This window comes from Pseudomonas sp. UYIF39 (genome assembly GCF_029963765.1).
Classification (GTDB): Bacteria; Pseudomonadota; Gammaproteobacteria; order Pseudomonadales; family Pseudomonadaceae; genus Aquipseudomonas.
The window spans coordinates 25,116-39,600 of record NZ_JALBYU010000004.1; the positions used below are offsets into that span (position 1 = coordinate 25,116).

12 protein-coding genes are annotated in these 14,485 nt (G+C 56.9%); 3 read left to right on the plus strand and 9 right to left on the minus strand.

Annotated elements, in window-relative coordinates; genetic code table 11:
• Positions 1 to 2: 2 nt before the first annotated feature.
• From cyoB to MO767_RS06740, 9 genes are all read right to left on the minus strand, one after another.
• On the minus strand, positions 3 to 2,033 hold the full coding sequence (cyoB, locus tag MO767_RS06700; RefSeq protein ID WP_282479888.1) for a cytochrome o ubiquinol oxidase subunit I: 2,031 nt from the start codon (positions 2,031 to 2,033) through the stop codon (positions 3 to 5).
• A gap of 3 nt (positions 2,034 to 2,036) precedes the next feature.
• Positions 2,037 to 2,981 carry a ubiquinol oxidase subunit II gene (gene cyoA, locus MO767_RS06705; RefSeq protein WP_008147621.1) on the minus strand — a complete coding sequence of 315 codons (945 nt, stop codon included), beginning with the start codon at positions 2,979 to 2,981 and terminating at the stop codon, positions 2,037 to 2,039.
• Positions 2,982 to 3,809: 828 nt separating this feature from the next.
• Positions 3,810 to 4,319, minus strand: a complete 510-nt coding sequence (locus MO767_RS06710; RefSeq protein ID WP_282479889.1) for a disulfide bond formation protein B — start codon at positions 4,317 to 4,319, stop codon at positions 3,810 to 3,812.
• A gap of 190 nt (positions 4,320 to 4,509) precedes the next feature.
• Positions 4,510 to 5,286 carry an ABC transporter substrate-binding protein gene (locus MO767_RS06715; RefSeq protein ID WP_282479890.1) on the minus strand — a complete coding sequence of 259 codons (777 nt, stop codon included), beginning with the start codon at positions 5,284 to 5,286 and terminating at the stop codon, positions 4,510 to 4,512.
• A gap of 179 nt (positions 5,287 to 5,465) precedes the next feature.
• Positions 5,466 to 5,918 (minus strand): molybdopterin synthase catalytic subunit MoaE, encoded by a 453-nt coding sequence (gene moaE, locus MO767_RS06720; protein WP_282479891.1) that lies wholly within the window; start codon positions 5,916 to 5,918, stop codon positions 5,466 to 5,468.
• Between the two features lie 3 nt (positions 5,919 to 5,921).
• On the minus strand, positions 5,922 to 6,164 hold the full coding sequence (gene moaD, locus MO767_RS06725; RefSeq protein ID WP_282479892.1) for a molybdopterin converting factor subunit 1: 243 nt from the start codon (positions 6,162 to 6,164) through the stop codon (positions 5,922 to 5,924).
• The gene (moaC, locus tag MO767_RS06730) at positions 6,161 to 6,634 is read right to left on the minus strand and encodes a cyclic pyranopterin monophosphate synthase MoaC (RefSeq protein WP_129438276.1); all 474 of its coding nucleotides are present in this window, start codon (positions 6,632 to 6,634) and stop codon (positions 6,161 to 6,163) included. Before moaC ends, moaD begins: the two co-directional genes overlap by 4 nt.
• 234 nt (positions 6,635 to 6,868) lie before the next feature.
• A complete protein-coding gene (locus MO767_RS06735) occupies positions 6,869 to 8,263 on the minus strand; it encodes a PhoH family protein (protein WP_282479893.1) in 1,395 nt (464 codons plus the stop codon).
• A gap of 337 nt (positions 8,264 to 8,600) precedes the next feature.
• A complete protein-coding gene (locus MO767_RS06740) occupies positions 8,601 to 9,725 on the minus strand; it encodes a polysaccharide deacetylase family protein (protein WP_282479894.1) in 1,125 nt (374 codons plus the stop codon).
• Positions 9,726 to 9,957: 232 nt separating this feature from the next.
• On the opposite strand from MO767_RS06740, the gene yaaA reads away from it, so the two are divergent.
• The 3 genes from yaaA to alg8 all read left to right on the plus strand — a co-directional run bounded on the left by yaaA (position 9,958) and on the right by alg8 (position 14,463).
• Positions 9,958 to 10,737, plus strand: coding sequence for a peroxide stress protein YaaA (gene yaaA / locus MO767_RS06745; RefSeq protein ID WP_282479895.1), 780 nt, complete (start codon positions 9,958 to 9,960; stop codon positions 10,735 to 10,737).
• A gap of 806 nt (positions 10,738 to 11,543) precedes the next feature.
• A complete protein-coding gene (locus tag MO767_RS06750) occupies positions 11,544 to 12,860 on the plus strand; it encodes a nucleotide sugar dehydrogenase (protein ID WP_149628755.1) in 1,317 nt (438 codons plus the stop codon).
• A gap of 118 nt (positions 12,861 to 12,978) precedes the next feature.
• The gene (alg8, locus tag MO767_RS06755) at positions 12,979 to 14,463 is read left to right on the plus strand and encodes a mannuronan synthase (RefSeq protein ID WP_282480097.1); all 1,485 of its coding nucleotides are present in this window, start codon (positions 12,979 to 12,981) and stop codon (positions 14,461 to 14,463) included.
• Positions 14,464 to 14,485: the final 22 nt, after the last annotated feature.

The window sequence follows — 14,485 nt, forward strand, 5'->3', positions numbered from 1 at the left end:
GTTTAAGCCTGTTCCAACGAGGTTTCAACACGGGTGGCGGTGGCTGGAACTTTCCCGGCCGCTACCAGACGCTTGTGCTGCTCGGCTTCGATGCGCTCGATCACGTCGACCGGCACCATATAGCCCTGATCATCGCGGGCAGCGTGGATCACGAAGTAGCCCACGGTGCCAACCAGGCCAACGATGGCCAACCACCAGATGTGCCAGATCATCGCGAAACCGAACACGGTCAACAGAGCACCCATGACCACACCGGTCGCGGTGTTGTTTGGCATGTGGATCGGTTCGTAACGGGCCGGAGCCTTGTACGCGGTACCGTTTTCCTTGGCCTCGGTGAACGGATCGATGGTGTCCGCTTTTGGCAGCACGGCAAAGTTGTAGAACGGTGGTGGCGACGAGGTCGACCATTCCAGCGTGTGGGCATTCCACGGGTCACCGTGATCGCAGATGTTTTCCGGCTTGTTGCGATCACGCACGCTGACGTACAGCTGAATCAGCTGGCAGGCGATACCGACCGCGATCATCACCGCACCGAACATGGCGACGTACAGGTACGGCACCCACTCAGGATTGGTGGTGGCGTTCAGACGACGGGTCATGCCCATGAAGCCCAGTACATAGAGCGGCATGAACGCGACGAAGAAACCGGTGATCCAGAACCAGAACGCTGCCTTGCCCCAACCTTCGTGCAGCTTGAAGCCGAACGCTTTAGGGAAGTAGAAGCCGAAGCCTGCGATGTAGCCGAATACCGCGCCGCCGATGATCACGTTGTGGAAGTGAGCGATCACGAACAGGCTGTTGTGCAGGACGAAGTCCGCACCCGGGATGGCCAGCAGTACGCCGGTCATGCCGCCGATGGCGAAGGTCACCATGAAGCCCAGGGTCCACAGAACCTGGCTGGTGAAACGCAGACGGCCCTGGTAGATGGTGAACAGCCAGTTGAACAGCTTCACCCCCGTCGGGATCGAAATCAGCATCGTCGCCAGACCGAAGAAGGCGTTGACGCTGGCACCCGAACCCATGGTGAAGAAGTGGTGCAGCCAGACCATGAAGCCCAGGATCGAGATCGCGCCCGATGCGTAGACCATCGAGTGGTGGCCGAACAGACGCTTGCCGGTGAAGGTCGAGATGACTTCGGAGAAGATCCCGAACGCCGGCAGAATCAGGATGTAAACCTCGGGGTGACCCCAGGCCCAGAACAGGTTGACGTACATCATCGGATTGCCACCAAGTTCATTGGTGAAAATGTGGAAATCCATGTAACGGTCAAGCGTCAGCAGTGCCAGGGTAGCGGTCAGGATCGGGAACGAGGCCACGATCAGGACGTTGGCCCAGGTGCAGGTCCAGGTGAAGATCGGCATGTCCATCATCTTCATGCCCGGGGTACGCATTTTCAGCACGGTGGCCAGGAAGTTGACCCCCGTCAGCGTCGTACCCAACCCGGAAAGCTGTAGCGCCCAGATGTAGTAATCCATCCCCACGCCAGGGCTGTATTGCAGGCCCGACAGCGGCGGATAGGCAACCCAACCGGTCTTGGCGAATTCGCCAACACCCAGGGACAGGTTGATCAGCACCACGCCAGACACCAGCAGCCAGAAGCTCAGGGAGTTCAGGAACGGGAAGGCAACGTCACGCGCGCCGATCTGCAGCGGCACTGCAAGGTTCATCAGGCCGGTGAAGAATGGCATCGCCATGAAGATGATCATGATCACACCGTGAGCGGTGAAGATCTGGTCATAGTGTTCAGGCGGCAGGTAGCCAGGCGAACCCTCGGTGGCCATGGCCAACTGGGTACGCATCATGATGGCGTCGGCAAAACCGCGCAGCAGCATGACCATGGCAACGACGATGTACATCACGCCGATTTTCTTGTGGTCGACCGAGGTCAGCCACTCGGACCACAGGTAGGTCCACTTTTTGAAATAGGTGATTGCAGCGAACAGCGCCAGACCACCGAGCGCGATCATGGCGATGGTTATCATCACGATCGGTTCGTGGAACGGGACCGCTTCCCAACTTAATTTACCAAACATCGTTTACTCCTCTGCCCCGGCAGCTGAATGCGAACTCATGTCCATCCCTTCCATGGCGGCCATTTCGTGCTCTTTCTTCTCGTGGTGCATCGGCTTGCCCGGATTCATGCCTTCGTACTTGTCGACGATGATCTGGAACAGGTTCGGCGTGACCGAGGAGTAGAGCTCGACTGGGTTGTTCTGGCTTGGCTTGGAAAGGGCTTCGTATTCAGCTTTTTCAAGCTGTTTAGGTGCCTTTTTGACTTCGCTGACCCAGGCGTCGAAATCTTCCTGAGAGGTGGCGATAGCTTTGAATTTCATGCCGGTGAAACCAGCGCCGCTGTAGTTGGCGGAGATACCGTCCATTTCAGCGTTCTGGTTGGCGATCAGGTGCAGTTTGGTCTGCATGCCGGCCATCGCGTAGATCTGGCCGCCCAGGGCCGGGATGAAGAACGAGTTCATCACGGAGTCCGAAGTCACCTTGAAGTTGATCGGCGTGTGCGCCGGGAACACGATCTTGTTGACGGTGGCGATGCCTTGTTCCGGGTAGATGAACATCCACTTCCAGTCCAGGGCGACTACTTCAATGGTGATCGGCTTGACGTCGGATTCCAGCGGCTTGTAAGGATCCAGCGCGTGGGTCGACTTGTAGGTGACATAACCCAGGGCAATGATGATCAGCACTGGAACAGCCCACACTGCGATTTCGATCTTGGTGGAGTGCGACCATTTCGGCGTGTAGACGGCGTCGGTGTTGGACGCGCGGTATTTCCAGGCGAACAGGAAGGTCATGACGATGACCGGAACCACGACCAACAGCATCAGCAGCGTTGCGGTGATGATCAGGTTTCGCTCGTCCAGGCCGACCTGGCCCTTGGGATCGAGCAAGGTCATGTTGCAGCCTGACAGCAACAACGTGCCGATCAGCGGCAATAAGCCTAGTAGTCTGGGGTACCTGTTTTTACTCATCTCACGACCTCTAAAGCAGCTTGCGCAATGCAGTTGGGTTTTGATCGCCAACACTTCACCCTGCCAAGGGTTGGCATTTTTCTTGGATTGAATAAGTGGCTGCCCGTCGCGCGTCAGACGCTATTCGACAAATCCTGGGCTAGCGTTGCGTTCTTATTCGAATTCGTGGTCAAAGGCCTTGTTACAGACCAATTCCATTTGGTGCGGATAGTTGGAAGGCACCGACACCTGGGAGTCGCATGAAGCCATTCGGCCTCTCGACGCCCTATTGCTGCTCATGCACCTGAGTCAGGGTGAGCAGTGCCGGGATTTCAGTGCGGGCGATTGTAGATATGTAACGTTTTATAAACCATGTCTCATCCCGAAATAATTTTTATCCATTCCAGCAACAATCATTAACGGTATTTGCAAAAGTGCGCCATGGTATCGAAATTCATTCTCAACAAAAACACCAAAAATTGTAGGTCTACCTCAGGCAGTTCAGACAGTATCGAAGGCTCTGCGCCCTCCTTCGACCCTGCCAAAGCCCCCATGCGACAAGGGCTTCGGCAATTCGCCGGGGCCTGTTAAAACTGCCTGTTACGGTTTTTTTGGACTGAAGCTGCCAGGTGCTGAAAAAGACCAATTTTGTTGCGTGACACGGTACCAATTCGGCGCCTTGAAATGCCTTGCGACACTCCCGCTGTGACAACATGTCGCACACGTGCCACACCCATACTTGTCGCGCATCAAGGTCATTTTGCCTGTGCCCTGAAATGCAAAACGCCCCAGCCCCCTCAGCGAGGGCCGGGGCGTTTTTTTGTGTGGCAGCGATTGCGGCGGATGACTTCAGCGCAGGGCTTTGCGGTTACGCGAAATGAGCAGCGGCACCAGCACCACGACCAGCACAAAGGCTAGCAGCGCCCACTGTGCAAGCGACAGACCGAGGATCGGCGGGTACGGCGTGGAGCAGAAGCCGTCGACCTGGAAGCCCAGCGGGAAGATCTTCGCCAGTGGCAAACCGTCAACTATCGGTTGCAGTACATCGATGCCACAGCTGACCGCCGGATAGAACTGGGTAAAGACGTGATGCCCGGCCACCCCGACGCCTGCCAGGGCGCAGATCACCACCAGTGTTTCAAATACTGTAATGCTGCGGCGGGTGCGCATGGCCGCGCCGATGAATGCGAAGAGCGCGATCAGCAGCAACGCATAACGTTGCAGGATGCACAGCGGGCATGGCGCCTCACCCAGAACAATTTGCATGTACAGCGCGCCACCGATCAGCGCCAGGCAGATGACGCCCAGCAACACCAGATAGCGCCGTTCACGGCCCAACCGCATCGTTTCCTCGCTCATTGCGTTTCCCTTCTAAATATCGATTGCCCAGAAGTCTACACGCTGGCCCTGACCTTTGAGAGTCCGGCGCGCACAGCGGGGTATCGGGGAATAGACGACGAGCCGGTTAAGAAGGGATTAACTTTGAAGCATTTTTCAAAAATCGGAACCGCGCAGGGGCTTTCAAAAGAAAGCCCCCGCAAGCGATTGATCAGTCGCCGTAAATATCGGATTTGAAGTACTTCTCTGAAATCTTCTCGTATTCGCCGCTGGCGCGAATACCGTCGATGGCCGTGTTCAGCTCGGAGACCAACTCGGTGTTGCCCTTGCGCACCGCAATCCCGGCGCCCTCTCCCACGTATTTCGGATCCTTGAGCTCCGGCCCGACAAAGGCATAACCCTTGCCACGCGGCATCGTCAGGAAGTCATTCAGCGGGATGGTGTCGGCAAAAATGGCATCGAGGCGACCGGCAGCCAGATCCATGTAGATCTCTTCGTTGTTGCCGTAACGCTTGATGTTAATACCCTTCGGCTCGAAAACCTCGGTGGCGTAACGGTCAGTGGTGGTTGCGCGCTGCACTCCGACCGTCTTGCCCTTGAGGCTGGCGTACTGGTCATCCACGACTGCGCCGTCCTTCATCACCAGACGCGACGAGGTGAAGTAGTACTTGTGGGTGAAATCCACCGACTTTTTACGGTCTTCGTTGATGGTCATGGACGACAGCGCCATGTCGATTTTCTTCACTTTAAGGGAAGGAATCAGACCGTCGAACTCACCTTCGACCCAAACGCACTTGACCTTCATCTGCGCGCACAGGGCATTGCCGATGTCGTAGTCGAACCCGACAATCTCACCTTTATCGGTTTTGGACGCGAACGGTGGATAAGCCGCTTCGATGCCGATGCGCAGGGTTTTATCGGCGGCGAACAGGCTGCTGCACGCCAACAGGCTCAGAGCCAGACCGGTGATGAGGGGGAATTTCTTCATGTTCGTTCTCTCGCGGGTTGTTGTTGGTTTGGCAAGACAGAAGAAAGAGCAAAAACGGGGAAGCGCTTTTTTGTACTTATAATTCCATACTGGACTTTTATGTATTGATCGTCAATCAGGGCGCCTGCTGTTCTGGCAGCCGATGGTCGGGAGGGGAATTCAGGGAAATTGATCGCAGACTACTGCTTCCAGCGATCCGCCGCCGCATGATCGCTGTCACGCCCTTCAACCCAACGCGCCCCATCACGGGTGTTTTCTTTCTTCCAGAACGGTGCGCGGGTTTTCAGGTAGTCCATGACAAAGGCGCAGGCATCGAACGCGGCCTGTCGGTGGGCGCTGGCGGCGCCGACGAAGACGATCGGCTCCCCCGGTTCCAGAGCGCCGATGCGATGCAGCACTTCAAGCTTGAGCAGTGGCCAGCGCTGCTCGGCCTCTGTGGCGATCTTGGCGAGGGCTTTTTCGGTCATGCCCGGGTAGTGCTCAAGGAACATCCCGGCGACGTCGAGTCCGTCATTGAAGTCGCGAACATAACCGACAAAACTCACCACCGCACCGACGCCCACATTGGCGGCGTGCATGGCATTGACTTCAGCCCCCGGATCGAACGCCGTGGATTGCACGCGAATCGCCATGGCTCAGCCTCCGGTCACGGTCGGAAAAAAGGCCACTTCATCGCCATCGCTCACCGGTTCATCGAGCTGACACAGGTCTTCGTTGCGGGCGCACATCAAGTTTTGCTCGCTCAACACTTCGGCACCGTCACGCTGGGCCAGCAGCGCACGCACATCGTCAACGGTGGCGAAGTTGCCTTCGACCTTCACCGAGTCCACACCGAGCGCCTCACGGTAACGGGCAAAAAACCTCACGGTGACGTTCATGGCTGATCCGCCTGGAAATGGCCGCTCTTGCCGCCGAGCTTCTCCAGCAGGCGCACGCTTTCAATTGTCATGCCGCGATCCACTGCTTTGCACATGTCGTAGATAGTCAGCGCCGCGACGCTGGCGGCGGTCAGGGCTTCCATCTCCACGCCGGTTTGTCCGGACAACTTGCAGCGCGCCACGATGCGCACGGTGTCGTCGCCTTCGGCATTGAGTTCGACCTTGACGCCGGTAAGCAGCAGCGGATGGCACAGAGGGATCAGATCGCTGGTTTTCTTCGCGGCCTGAATGCCGGCGATACGCGCCACGGCGAACACATCACCCTTGGGGTGACCGCCGCTGACGATCATCTGCAGGGTTTCGGGCAGCATGCGCACGAGGGCTTGGGCCGTTGCTTCACGGAACGTCACGGCTTTTTCAGTGACGTCGACCATATTGGCGCGACCTTGGGAATCGAGATGAGTCAGCACAGGGATACTCCTGATCAGGAGCCCCGATTGTAAACCTGTGGGTCAAAATTCCGCACGCACGATTACAAAATCACCTTGAATCCTGTGGGAGCGTGGCTTGCCCGCGATGCAGGCGCCGCGGTTAAACAGGTACACCGCGGTGATGCAATCGCGGGCAAGCCACGTTCCCACAAGTGTTTTGTGTCGGGCATAAAAAACCGGGCGACCCGAAGGCCGCCCGGTTTTGGTGAGGGATTACAAATGAGATTCGGCGTATTCGGCCAGAATCGAACGAGGCACCCCTTGCAGGGTGATGTGCACACCGTTGGGGAAATCCTTGAAGCGTTCAGTCAGGTACGTCAGCCCGGAACTGGTCGCGGACAGGTAAGGGGTGTCGATCTGTGCCAGGTTGCCCAGGCACACCACTTTGGAACCGGCGCCGGCACGGGTGATGATGGTTTTCATCTGGTGCGGCGTGAGGTTCTGGCACTCATCGATCAGGATCAGACTCTGCTGGAAGCTGCGGCCTCGAATGTAGTTGAGGGATTTGAACTGCAACGGCACTTTGCTGAGGATGTAATCGACACTGCCATGGGTGTTTTCGTCATCCATGTGCAAGGCTTCGAGGTTGTCGGTGATGGCGCCCAGCCAAGGCTCCATTTTTTCCGCTTCGGTGCCGGGCAGGAAACCGATCTCCTGGTCCAGGCCCTGCACGCTACGGGTCGCGATGATCCGGCGATAGCGTTTGCTGACCATGGTCTGCTCGATCGCTGCCGCCAGTGCGAGGATGGTTTTACCGGAACCCGCTGCCCCGGTCAGGTTGACCAGGTGGATATCCGGGTCGAGCAAGGCGTACAGCGCCAGGCTTTGATAGATGTCACGCGGTTTCAGGCCCCAGGCTTCCTGGTGCAACAGGGGTTCCTGATGCAGGTCGAGAATCAGCAGCTTGTCTTCATCGATCTCCTTGATCCAGCCGACAAAGCCCTGTTCATCAATAATGAACTCGTTGACGTGCACCGCCGGCAGGTTGTCGATCAACTGCACTTGGTGCCAGGTGCGACCATGATCCTGACGGGTGTCGACATTCCTCACACGGTCCCAGAAGGAGCCGGTCATGTTGTGATAACCGTTGGGCAGCAGCGACACGTCGTCAACCAGTTGGTCGGTGCTGTAGTCCTCGGCCGCAATCCCGCAAGCCCGGGCCTTGAGGCGCATGTTGATGTCTTTGGTGACCAGCACCACGGGCAGTTTTGGTTCGCGCGCGTGCAGGTCGATCAACTGGTTGATGATGATGTTGTCGTTCAGGTGCTCGGGCAGAATGATGTTCGGTTCGGCACGTTTGCTCATCAAAATTGACAGCAAACCCTTGGGCCCACTCTTGCCGCGCTGGATCGGCACACCGAGTTCGACATCTTCGGGGCTGGCATCGCCCAAGGTCTTGTCGATCAGGCGAATCGCCTGACGGCATTCCGCAGCCACGCTGTGATGCCCGCTCTTGAGCTTGTCGAGCTCCTCAAGCACGGTCATCGGGATGGCGACGTGGTGTTCTTCGAAGTTAAGCAGGGCGTTTGGATCGTGAATCAATACGTTGGTATCGAGTACATAAAGGATTGGCTGGTTGGAGGAAGAACTACGTCCGTGATCATCCATACTCGGTCACCTTTGTGGGAGCCAGTCGACGCAATACCGTGACAGTGCTGCGCCTCGAAGTGGCCACCGAATTCACCTGTTGGGACTCAAGTGAACTGCATCCATAGCTGGGTCTTGGAAGACGCCACCTGTGTTGCAGGTTTCGGCGGTCTGTCTTCGTAATACTCCAAAACCTGTGACAGAAAAAAGTACTTTGACGTTTTTTTGAAGTTTATTTTTCAGAGTGACCAATAGCACTTGGCGGATTGCCATCACCCCGTTAAAGTCGGAAGTCCGCCTGCACCGAATTCTCGCCAAAAATCGCCCACCGCCCAATGTTTACGGCCTTTCGCCGTTTTCAGCGAAACGCGTCCTGACAGTCTTCCCAGCCGATTCCGCTTTGCGCCGTTTGCGTGATGAGCCAGGGCATCGCCGTTTTCAGCGCATCCTGCTTCACGTTGAAATTGATCACCCCGTGGCGCCACAACAACATCAGGCTCAACACCCGTTGCGCGCTCTGATTGGCTTTTAGTTTGCCGGCCCCGTCCTGAGCATCGATATCCCACAGCGCCACCTGCAAGCCCTGGGAATTGAAGAAGCCTTCGGCGTCAGAACGACGCTGACCATCGGGCGGCCGAAACAACGGCACGTAGTTCTCAGGCAGTTTGCTTTTGACCAGTTCGGCGCTGCGTCGCACCGAATCCTGCCAGTCCTGCCAGTGGCTGTGGGAGCGAAATTCCCAGCCTTGCACGCCAATGCATTGCTTCGAGTACGTCGCTTGCAGGCTAGCTACCGAGCGATCGGCCAGTCGGGACTGGATGTCCTTGCCGAGGACGAAGAATGTGCCGCTCATGTTCGACTTGCGCAGGTATTCCGTGGCCCAGGCGGTGTTATCCGGCGCGGTATTGGCGGCACTGTCGAACGTCAGCAAAAACAGCCGGTCATGCATCTGATCGCCGTTGCGCTCATAGTCGCCAAAACGATCGACTTCACTGCTGGTTTGCGGAAACAGCGCTGCCTTGCGCAATTGCTCGTCCAGGTACTGGGCATGGAAAAGCCGGCTCGGCTCGGCCCACTTTATGTAGTAGCTCTCATCGCTGACCTGAAACTTGGCGGCTTGCTGGCGCAGGGTGTCCATGTCCTCGACCAGGAAACAGAAGGAGGCATCCTGATCGCAGCTCTGCTGGGCGTAGTTGTAGTTGGTCAGCAGCCGCTGCCACAGGCGCTGGCGCAGGTTGTTGATTGATTCCAGATTGACCGTGCGCAACCCCAGGCGCTGGGCCAGGCTCACTTCGTCCAGGGATTCGCTGGCCAACAGGACGCGAGAAAACATGAGGATCTCGGCCCGTGACGCCACATCAAACAGGGTCGGGCTGTTGAGCTGTTCAGGCCAGGTGCTGCGATCAAGCGTCGCCACATCGCCCGCCGCCGCCATGGCACCAAAGCTCAACAGCCAGGCCGAGAATAGAAAAACGATACGCAATGGGATGTCTCCATAACAAAACCCGCGCGGCACTATATCGCGGGAAGATCAAAAGATCGCAGCCTCGCTTCGCTCGACAGCTCCTACAGATGTACGCGCACCGTAGGAGCTGTCGAGCGAAGCGAGGCTGCGATCTTGTTCCATGAGGCCGCCGATCACCTATGACACCCATAGCTGGAGTCAACCAGAACAACCCCCTAGAATTGCCCCCACGATTAAAGGAGACGACTTCATGCTGATGGTGATTTCCCCCGCCAAGACCCTCGATTACGAAACACCGCCGGCGACCCAGCGCTTCACCCAGCCACAATACCTCGACCATTCCCAGGAGCTGATCCTGCAATTGCGCGAGCTGGCCCCTGCGCAGATTAGCGAGTTGATGCACGTCTCCGACAAGATCGGCGGGCTCAACGCCGCGCGTTTCGGCAGTTGGACGCCCGCGTTCACTCCAGAAAACGCCAAGCAGGCACTGCTGGCCTTCAAGGGCGACGTCTACACCGGGTTGAATGCTCAAACTTTCAGCGAGGCCGATTTCGATTACGCCCAGCAGCACTTGCGCATGTTGTCCGGCCTGTACGGCCTGCTGCGCCCACTGGACCTGATGCAGCCGTATCGACTGGAGATGTGCACCAAACTGGCGAATGCCCGTGGCAAGGACTTGTATGCCTTCTGGGGCACACGGATCAGCGAATGGTTGAACGAAGCCCTGGCCGATCAAGGCGATGACGTGCTGCTGAACCTGGCTTCCAACGAGTACTTCTCGGCGGTCAAACGCAACGCCCTGAACGCGCGCATCATCAATACCGAATTCAAGGACCTGAAGAACGGCCAGTACAAGATCATCAGCTTCTACGCGAAAAAGGCCCGCGGCATGATGAGTCGCTTCGTCATTGAAGAGCGCATCAACGACCCGCAAGCCCTCAAGCAGTTCGACGTACAAGGTTATCGCTACAGCGCCGAACAGTCTAAACCAGACAATCTAGTGTTCCTGCGCGATCACGCACCCGAGTAAACACTTGCTTGGCGCACGCCTCATTAAGGGGCGTGCGCCACGTTCAATCGTCCAACAATTCCCCGCCTCATTCGTCATATTACTGACGCCAAAAATCAATCACTCGATTTCCTAACTTTAGTTTCACTCGACTTTGTTGAATTTTTTCAGTAGTGGCACTGAAATTTTTTATCAGTAGTGGCACATAACTATCTAATCCGACAATACCCCTATATATCAAGGGCGAAACAGGCGTTGCTATCATTATGAAAGCAGTGCCATCTTTTTCAATATTTCAAGAAATTTCAGAATTCGCGATGGGTGGACAGGAACTATGTCCAAATGCGTCGCTCATACCATCGGTAACCATTCTCTCTGAGTTTGTACGAGATAACTTACGCAGAGCAGAGATTCACATAGCAAAGTTGTCACATTAACTTCTGCTTACTGATCCCTGATTTGGGCAACACATGAAGGACAGGAGATTAAGCATCACAAATATCCCCTACAAGGCCAAGGCTGCGCCCCTATAAACGTGCTCACCAGAGCACCCAACCGCTTGATTTACGGGCTTCTGCCTGGCATTGAGCGCGCAAGACCTTTGCACGAATGTCTTCTGATTAGAAGATCTGCTGCATAACAGGGCACGCCATAACAATAAAAGCCTAGTTGCGCACCTTTTGAGTGAACTTATTTAGACACTCGGAACTTATATGCCTGCACGCGGCATTGTGGCGCCTTTAAGGCGCACTTCCGAGTGCACTACCACCGCTGAACACCATTAACTCCGGCCATGTAATGGCTTGATAAACACAGAGGTAATTGCGATGCGCATCAGCATATTTGGTTTGGGTTACGTCGGCGCAGTATGTGCCGGTTGCCTGTCTGCACGGGGCCATGACGTCGTTGGCGTCGATGTTGCCAAAGACAAAATCGATATGATCAACGCCGGTAAATCGCCGATCGTTGAACCGGGTCTGGGCGAGCTTCTGCAGAAGGGTATCGAGACGGGCAAATTGCGCGGCACGACCAACTTCGCCGAGGCGATTCGTGACACCGACCTGTCGATGATCTGCGTCGGCACGCCGAGCAAGAAGAACGGCGACCTGGAATTGAACTACATCGAAGCCGTGTGCCGCGAGATCGGTTTTGTCCTGCGTGACAAGACCACCCGTCACACCATCGTGGTTCGCAGCACCGTACTGCCAGGCACTGTGGCAAACGTAGTGATCCCGATCCTCGAAGACTGCTCCGGCAAGAAAGCCGGCGTCGACTTCGGCGTTGCAGTGAACCCTGAGTTCCTGCGTGAAAGCACCGCGATCGCCGATTACGACCTGCCGCCAATGACCGTCATCGGCGAGTTCGACAAGGCTTCCGGCGACGTTCTGCAATCGCTGTACGAAGAACTCGACGCTCCGATCATCCGCAAGGACATCGCTGTGGCCGAGATGATCAAGTACACCTGCAACGTGTGGCACGCCACCAAGGTGACCTTCGCCAACGAGATCGGCAACATCGCCAAGGCTGTCGGCGTCGATGGTCGCGAAGTGATGGAAGTGGTCTGCCAGGACAAGACGCTGAACCTGTCCCAGTACTACATGCGCCCTGGTTTCGCGTTCGGCGGTTCCTGCCTGCCGAAGGACGTTCGCGCCCTGACCTACCGCGCCGGTTCCCTGGACGTGGAAGCACCGCTGCTCAACTCGCTGATGCGCAGTAACGAGTCCCAGGTGCAGAACGCCTTCGACATCGTCACCAGCCACGGCAAACGCAAAGTCGCCCTGCTGGGTCTGAGTTTCAAGGCCGGTACTGACGACCTGCGCGAAAGCCCACTGGTTGATCTGGCGGAAATGCTGATCGGCAAGGGTTACGACCTGAGCATCTACGACACCAACGTCGAATACGCCCGTGTCCACGGTGCGAACAAGGATTACATCGAGTCGAAGATCCCTCACGTCTCGTCCTTGCTCAACGCTGACTTCGACGACGTGATCAACAACTCCGACGTGATCATCCTTGGCAACCGTGACGAGAAATTCCGCGCCCTGGCGCAGAACGCTCCACACGGCAAGCAAGTGATCGACCTGGTCGGTTTCATGTCCCAAGCCACCAGCGTGAGTGGCCGGACTGAAGGCATCTGCTGGTAACAAGCGGCATCGGGAGGGTTTGCGGGGTTCACAAAGCCCGAAACCCTCCCGGCTTTTTCGCCTGCCTTAACCCCATCGGGCCACCCCACAGGCTCGCCCGAGATAGAGACGGATGCAGATTATGCACAGGCTAAAGCACGGCCTACTTCAGGTCGCCGGTTGGCTGTTTTACTTAAGTATTTTGATGGGCATCGCCATGGCGTTGCCTGCGTCCACGTTCGACTCCGAGTCGAAGGACTTCATCTTCCTGATCGGTATCGTCGGTATCTGGCGCTACTCGATGGGTGCTACGCACTTTTTACGCGGCATGCTGTTTCTGTACGTGGTCTACCCGCACCTGCGGCGCAAAGTGCGCAAGCTGGGTAAAGCGGCAGATCCGTCCCATGTGTTTCTGATGGTCACCAGTTTTCGTATCGACGCGCTGACCACCGCCCAGGTCTACGCCTCGGTGATTCGCGAAGCGATCGACTGCGGACTGCCGACCACCATGGTCTGCTCCATCGTGGAAATGTCCGATGAGAAGCTGGTGAAAAGCCTCTGGACCAAAATGAATCCACCGGCTCGCGTCAAGCTCGACTTCGTGCGCATTCCCGGCACCGGCAAGCGTGACGGCCTGGCCTACGGTTTCCGCGCCATCTCCCGCCACCTGCCGGACGATCGCGCAGTGGTTGCAGTGATTGATGGCGACACCGTGCTCGCCGAAGGCGTCGTGCTCAAGACCGTGCCGTGGTTCCAGCTGTTCGGCAATGTCGGCGGCCTGACCACCAACGAGTTCTGCGAAGTGCGCGGCGGCTACATCATGAGCGAGTGGCACAAACTGCGATTCGCCCAGCGCCACATCAACATGTGCTCGATGGCCCTGTCCAAGCGCGTGCTGACCATGACCGGACGGATGTCGGTATTCCGCGCCACTGTGGTGACTAACCCGGACTTCATCGCCGACGTGGAAAGCGACTCGCTGCAACACTGGCGCCTGGGTCGCTTCAAGTTCCTCACCGGTGATGACAAGTCGAGCTGGTTCAGCTTGATGCGCCTGGGCTACGACACGTTTTATGTGCCGGACGCCGCCATTCACACCGTGGAACACCCACCGGAAAAAAGCTTCATCAAGGCCAGTCGCAAATTGATGTTCCGCTGGTACGGCAACAACCTGCGGCAGAACTCCCGCGCCTTGGGCCTGGGGATGAAACGTCTCGGCCTGTTCACTTCGGTGGTGCTGTTCGACCAGCGTGTGTCGATGTGGACGTCGCTGCTGGGCCTGACCGTCGCGCTCATCGCCACTTTCAAATATGGCGCCGCGTTCATCCTGGTTTACCTGCTGTGGATCGGCATTACCCGCCTGATCCTGACCGTGCTGCTGTCTTTGTCCGGTCACACGATCGGCCCGGCCTACCCGGCGATTCTCTATTACAACCAGATCGTCGGCGCGCTGGTGAAGATCTACGTGTTCTTCCGCCTCGACCGACAGTCCTGGACTCGCCAGCCCACTTCCCTGACCCGTGATCTCGCCAGCTTTCAAGGTTGGTTCAACACTTGGTCGTCTCGGACCATGACCTTCTCCGCCGGCAGCATTTTTGTTGCTGTGCTGCTGATGATGGTCTGACCGAACTCGCCTGAATTAACTA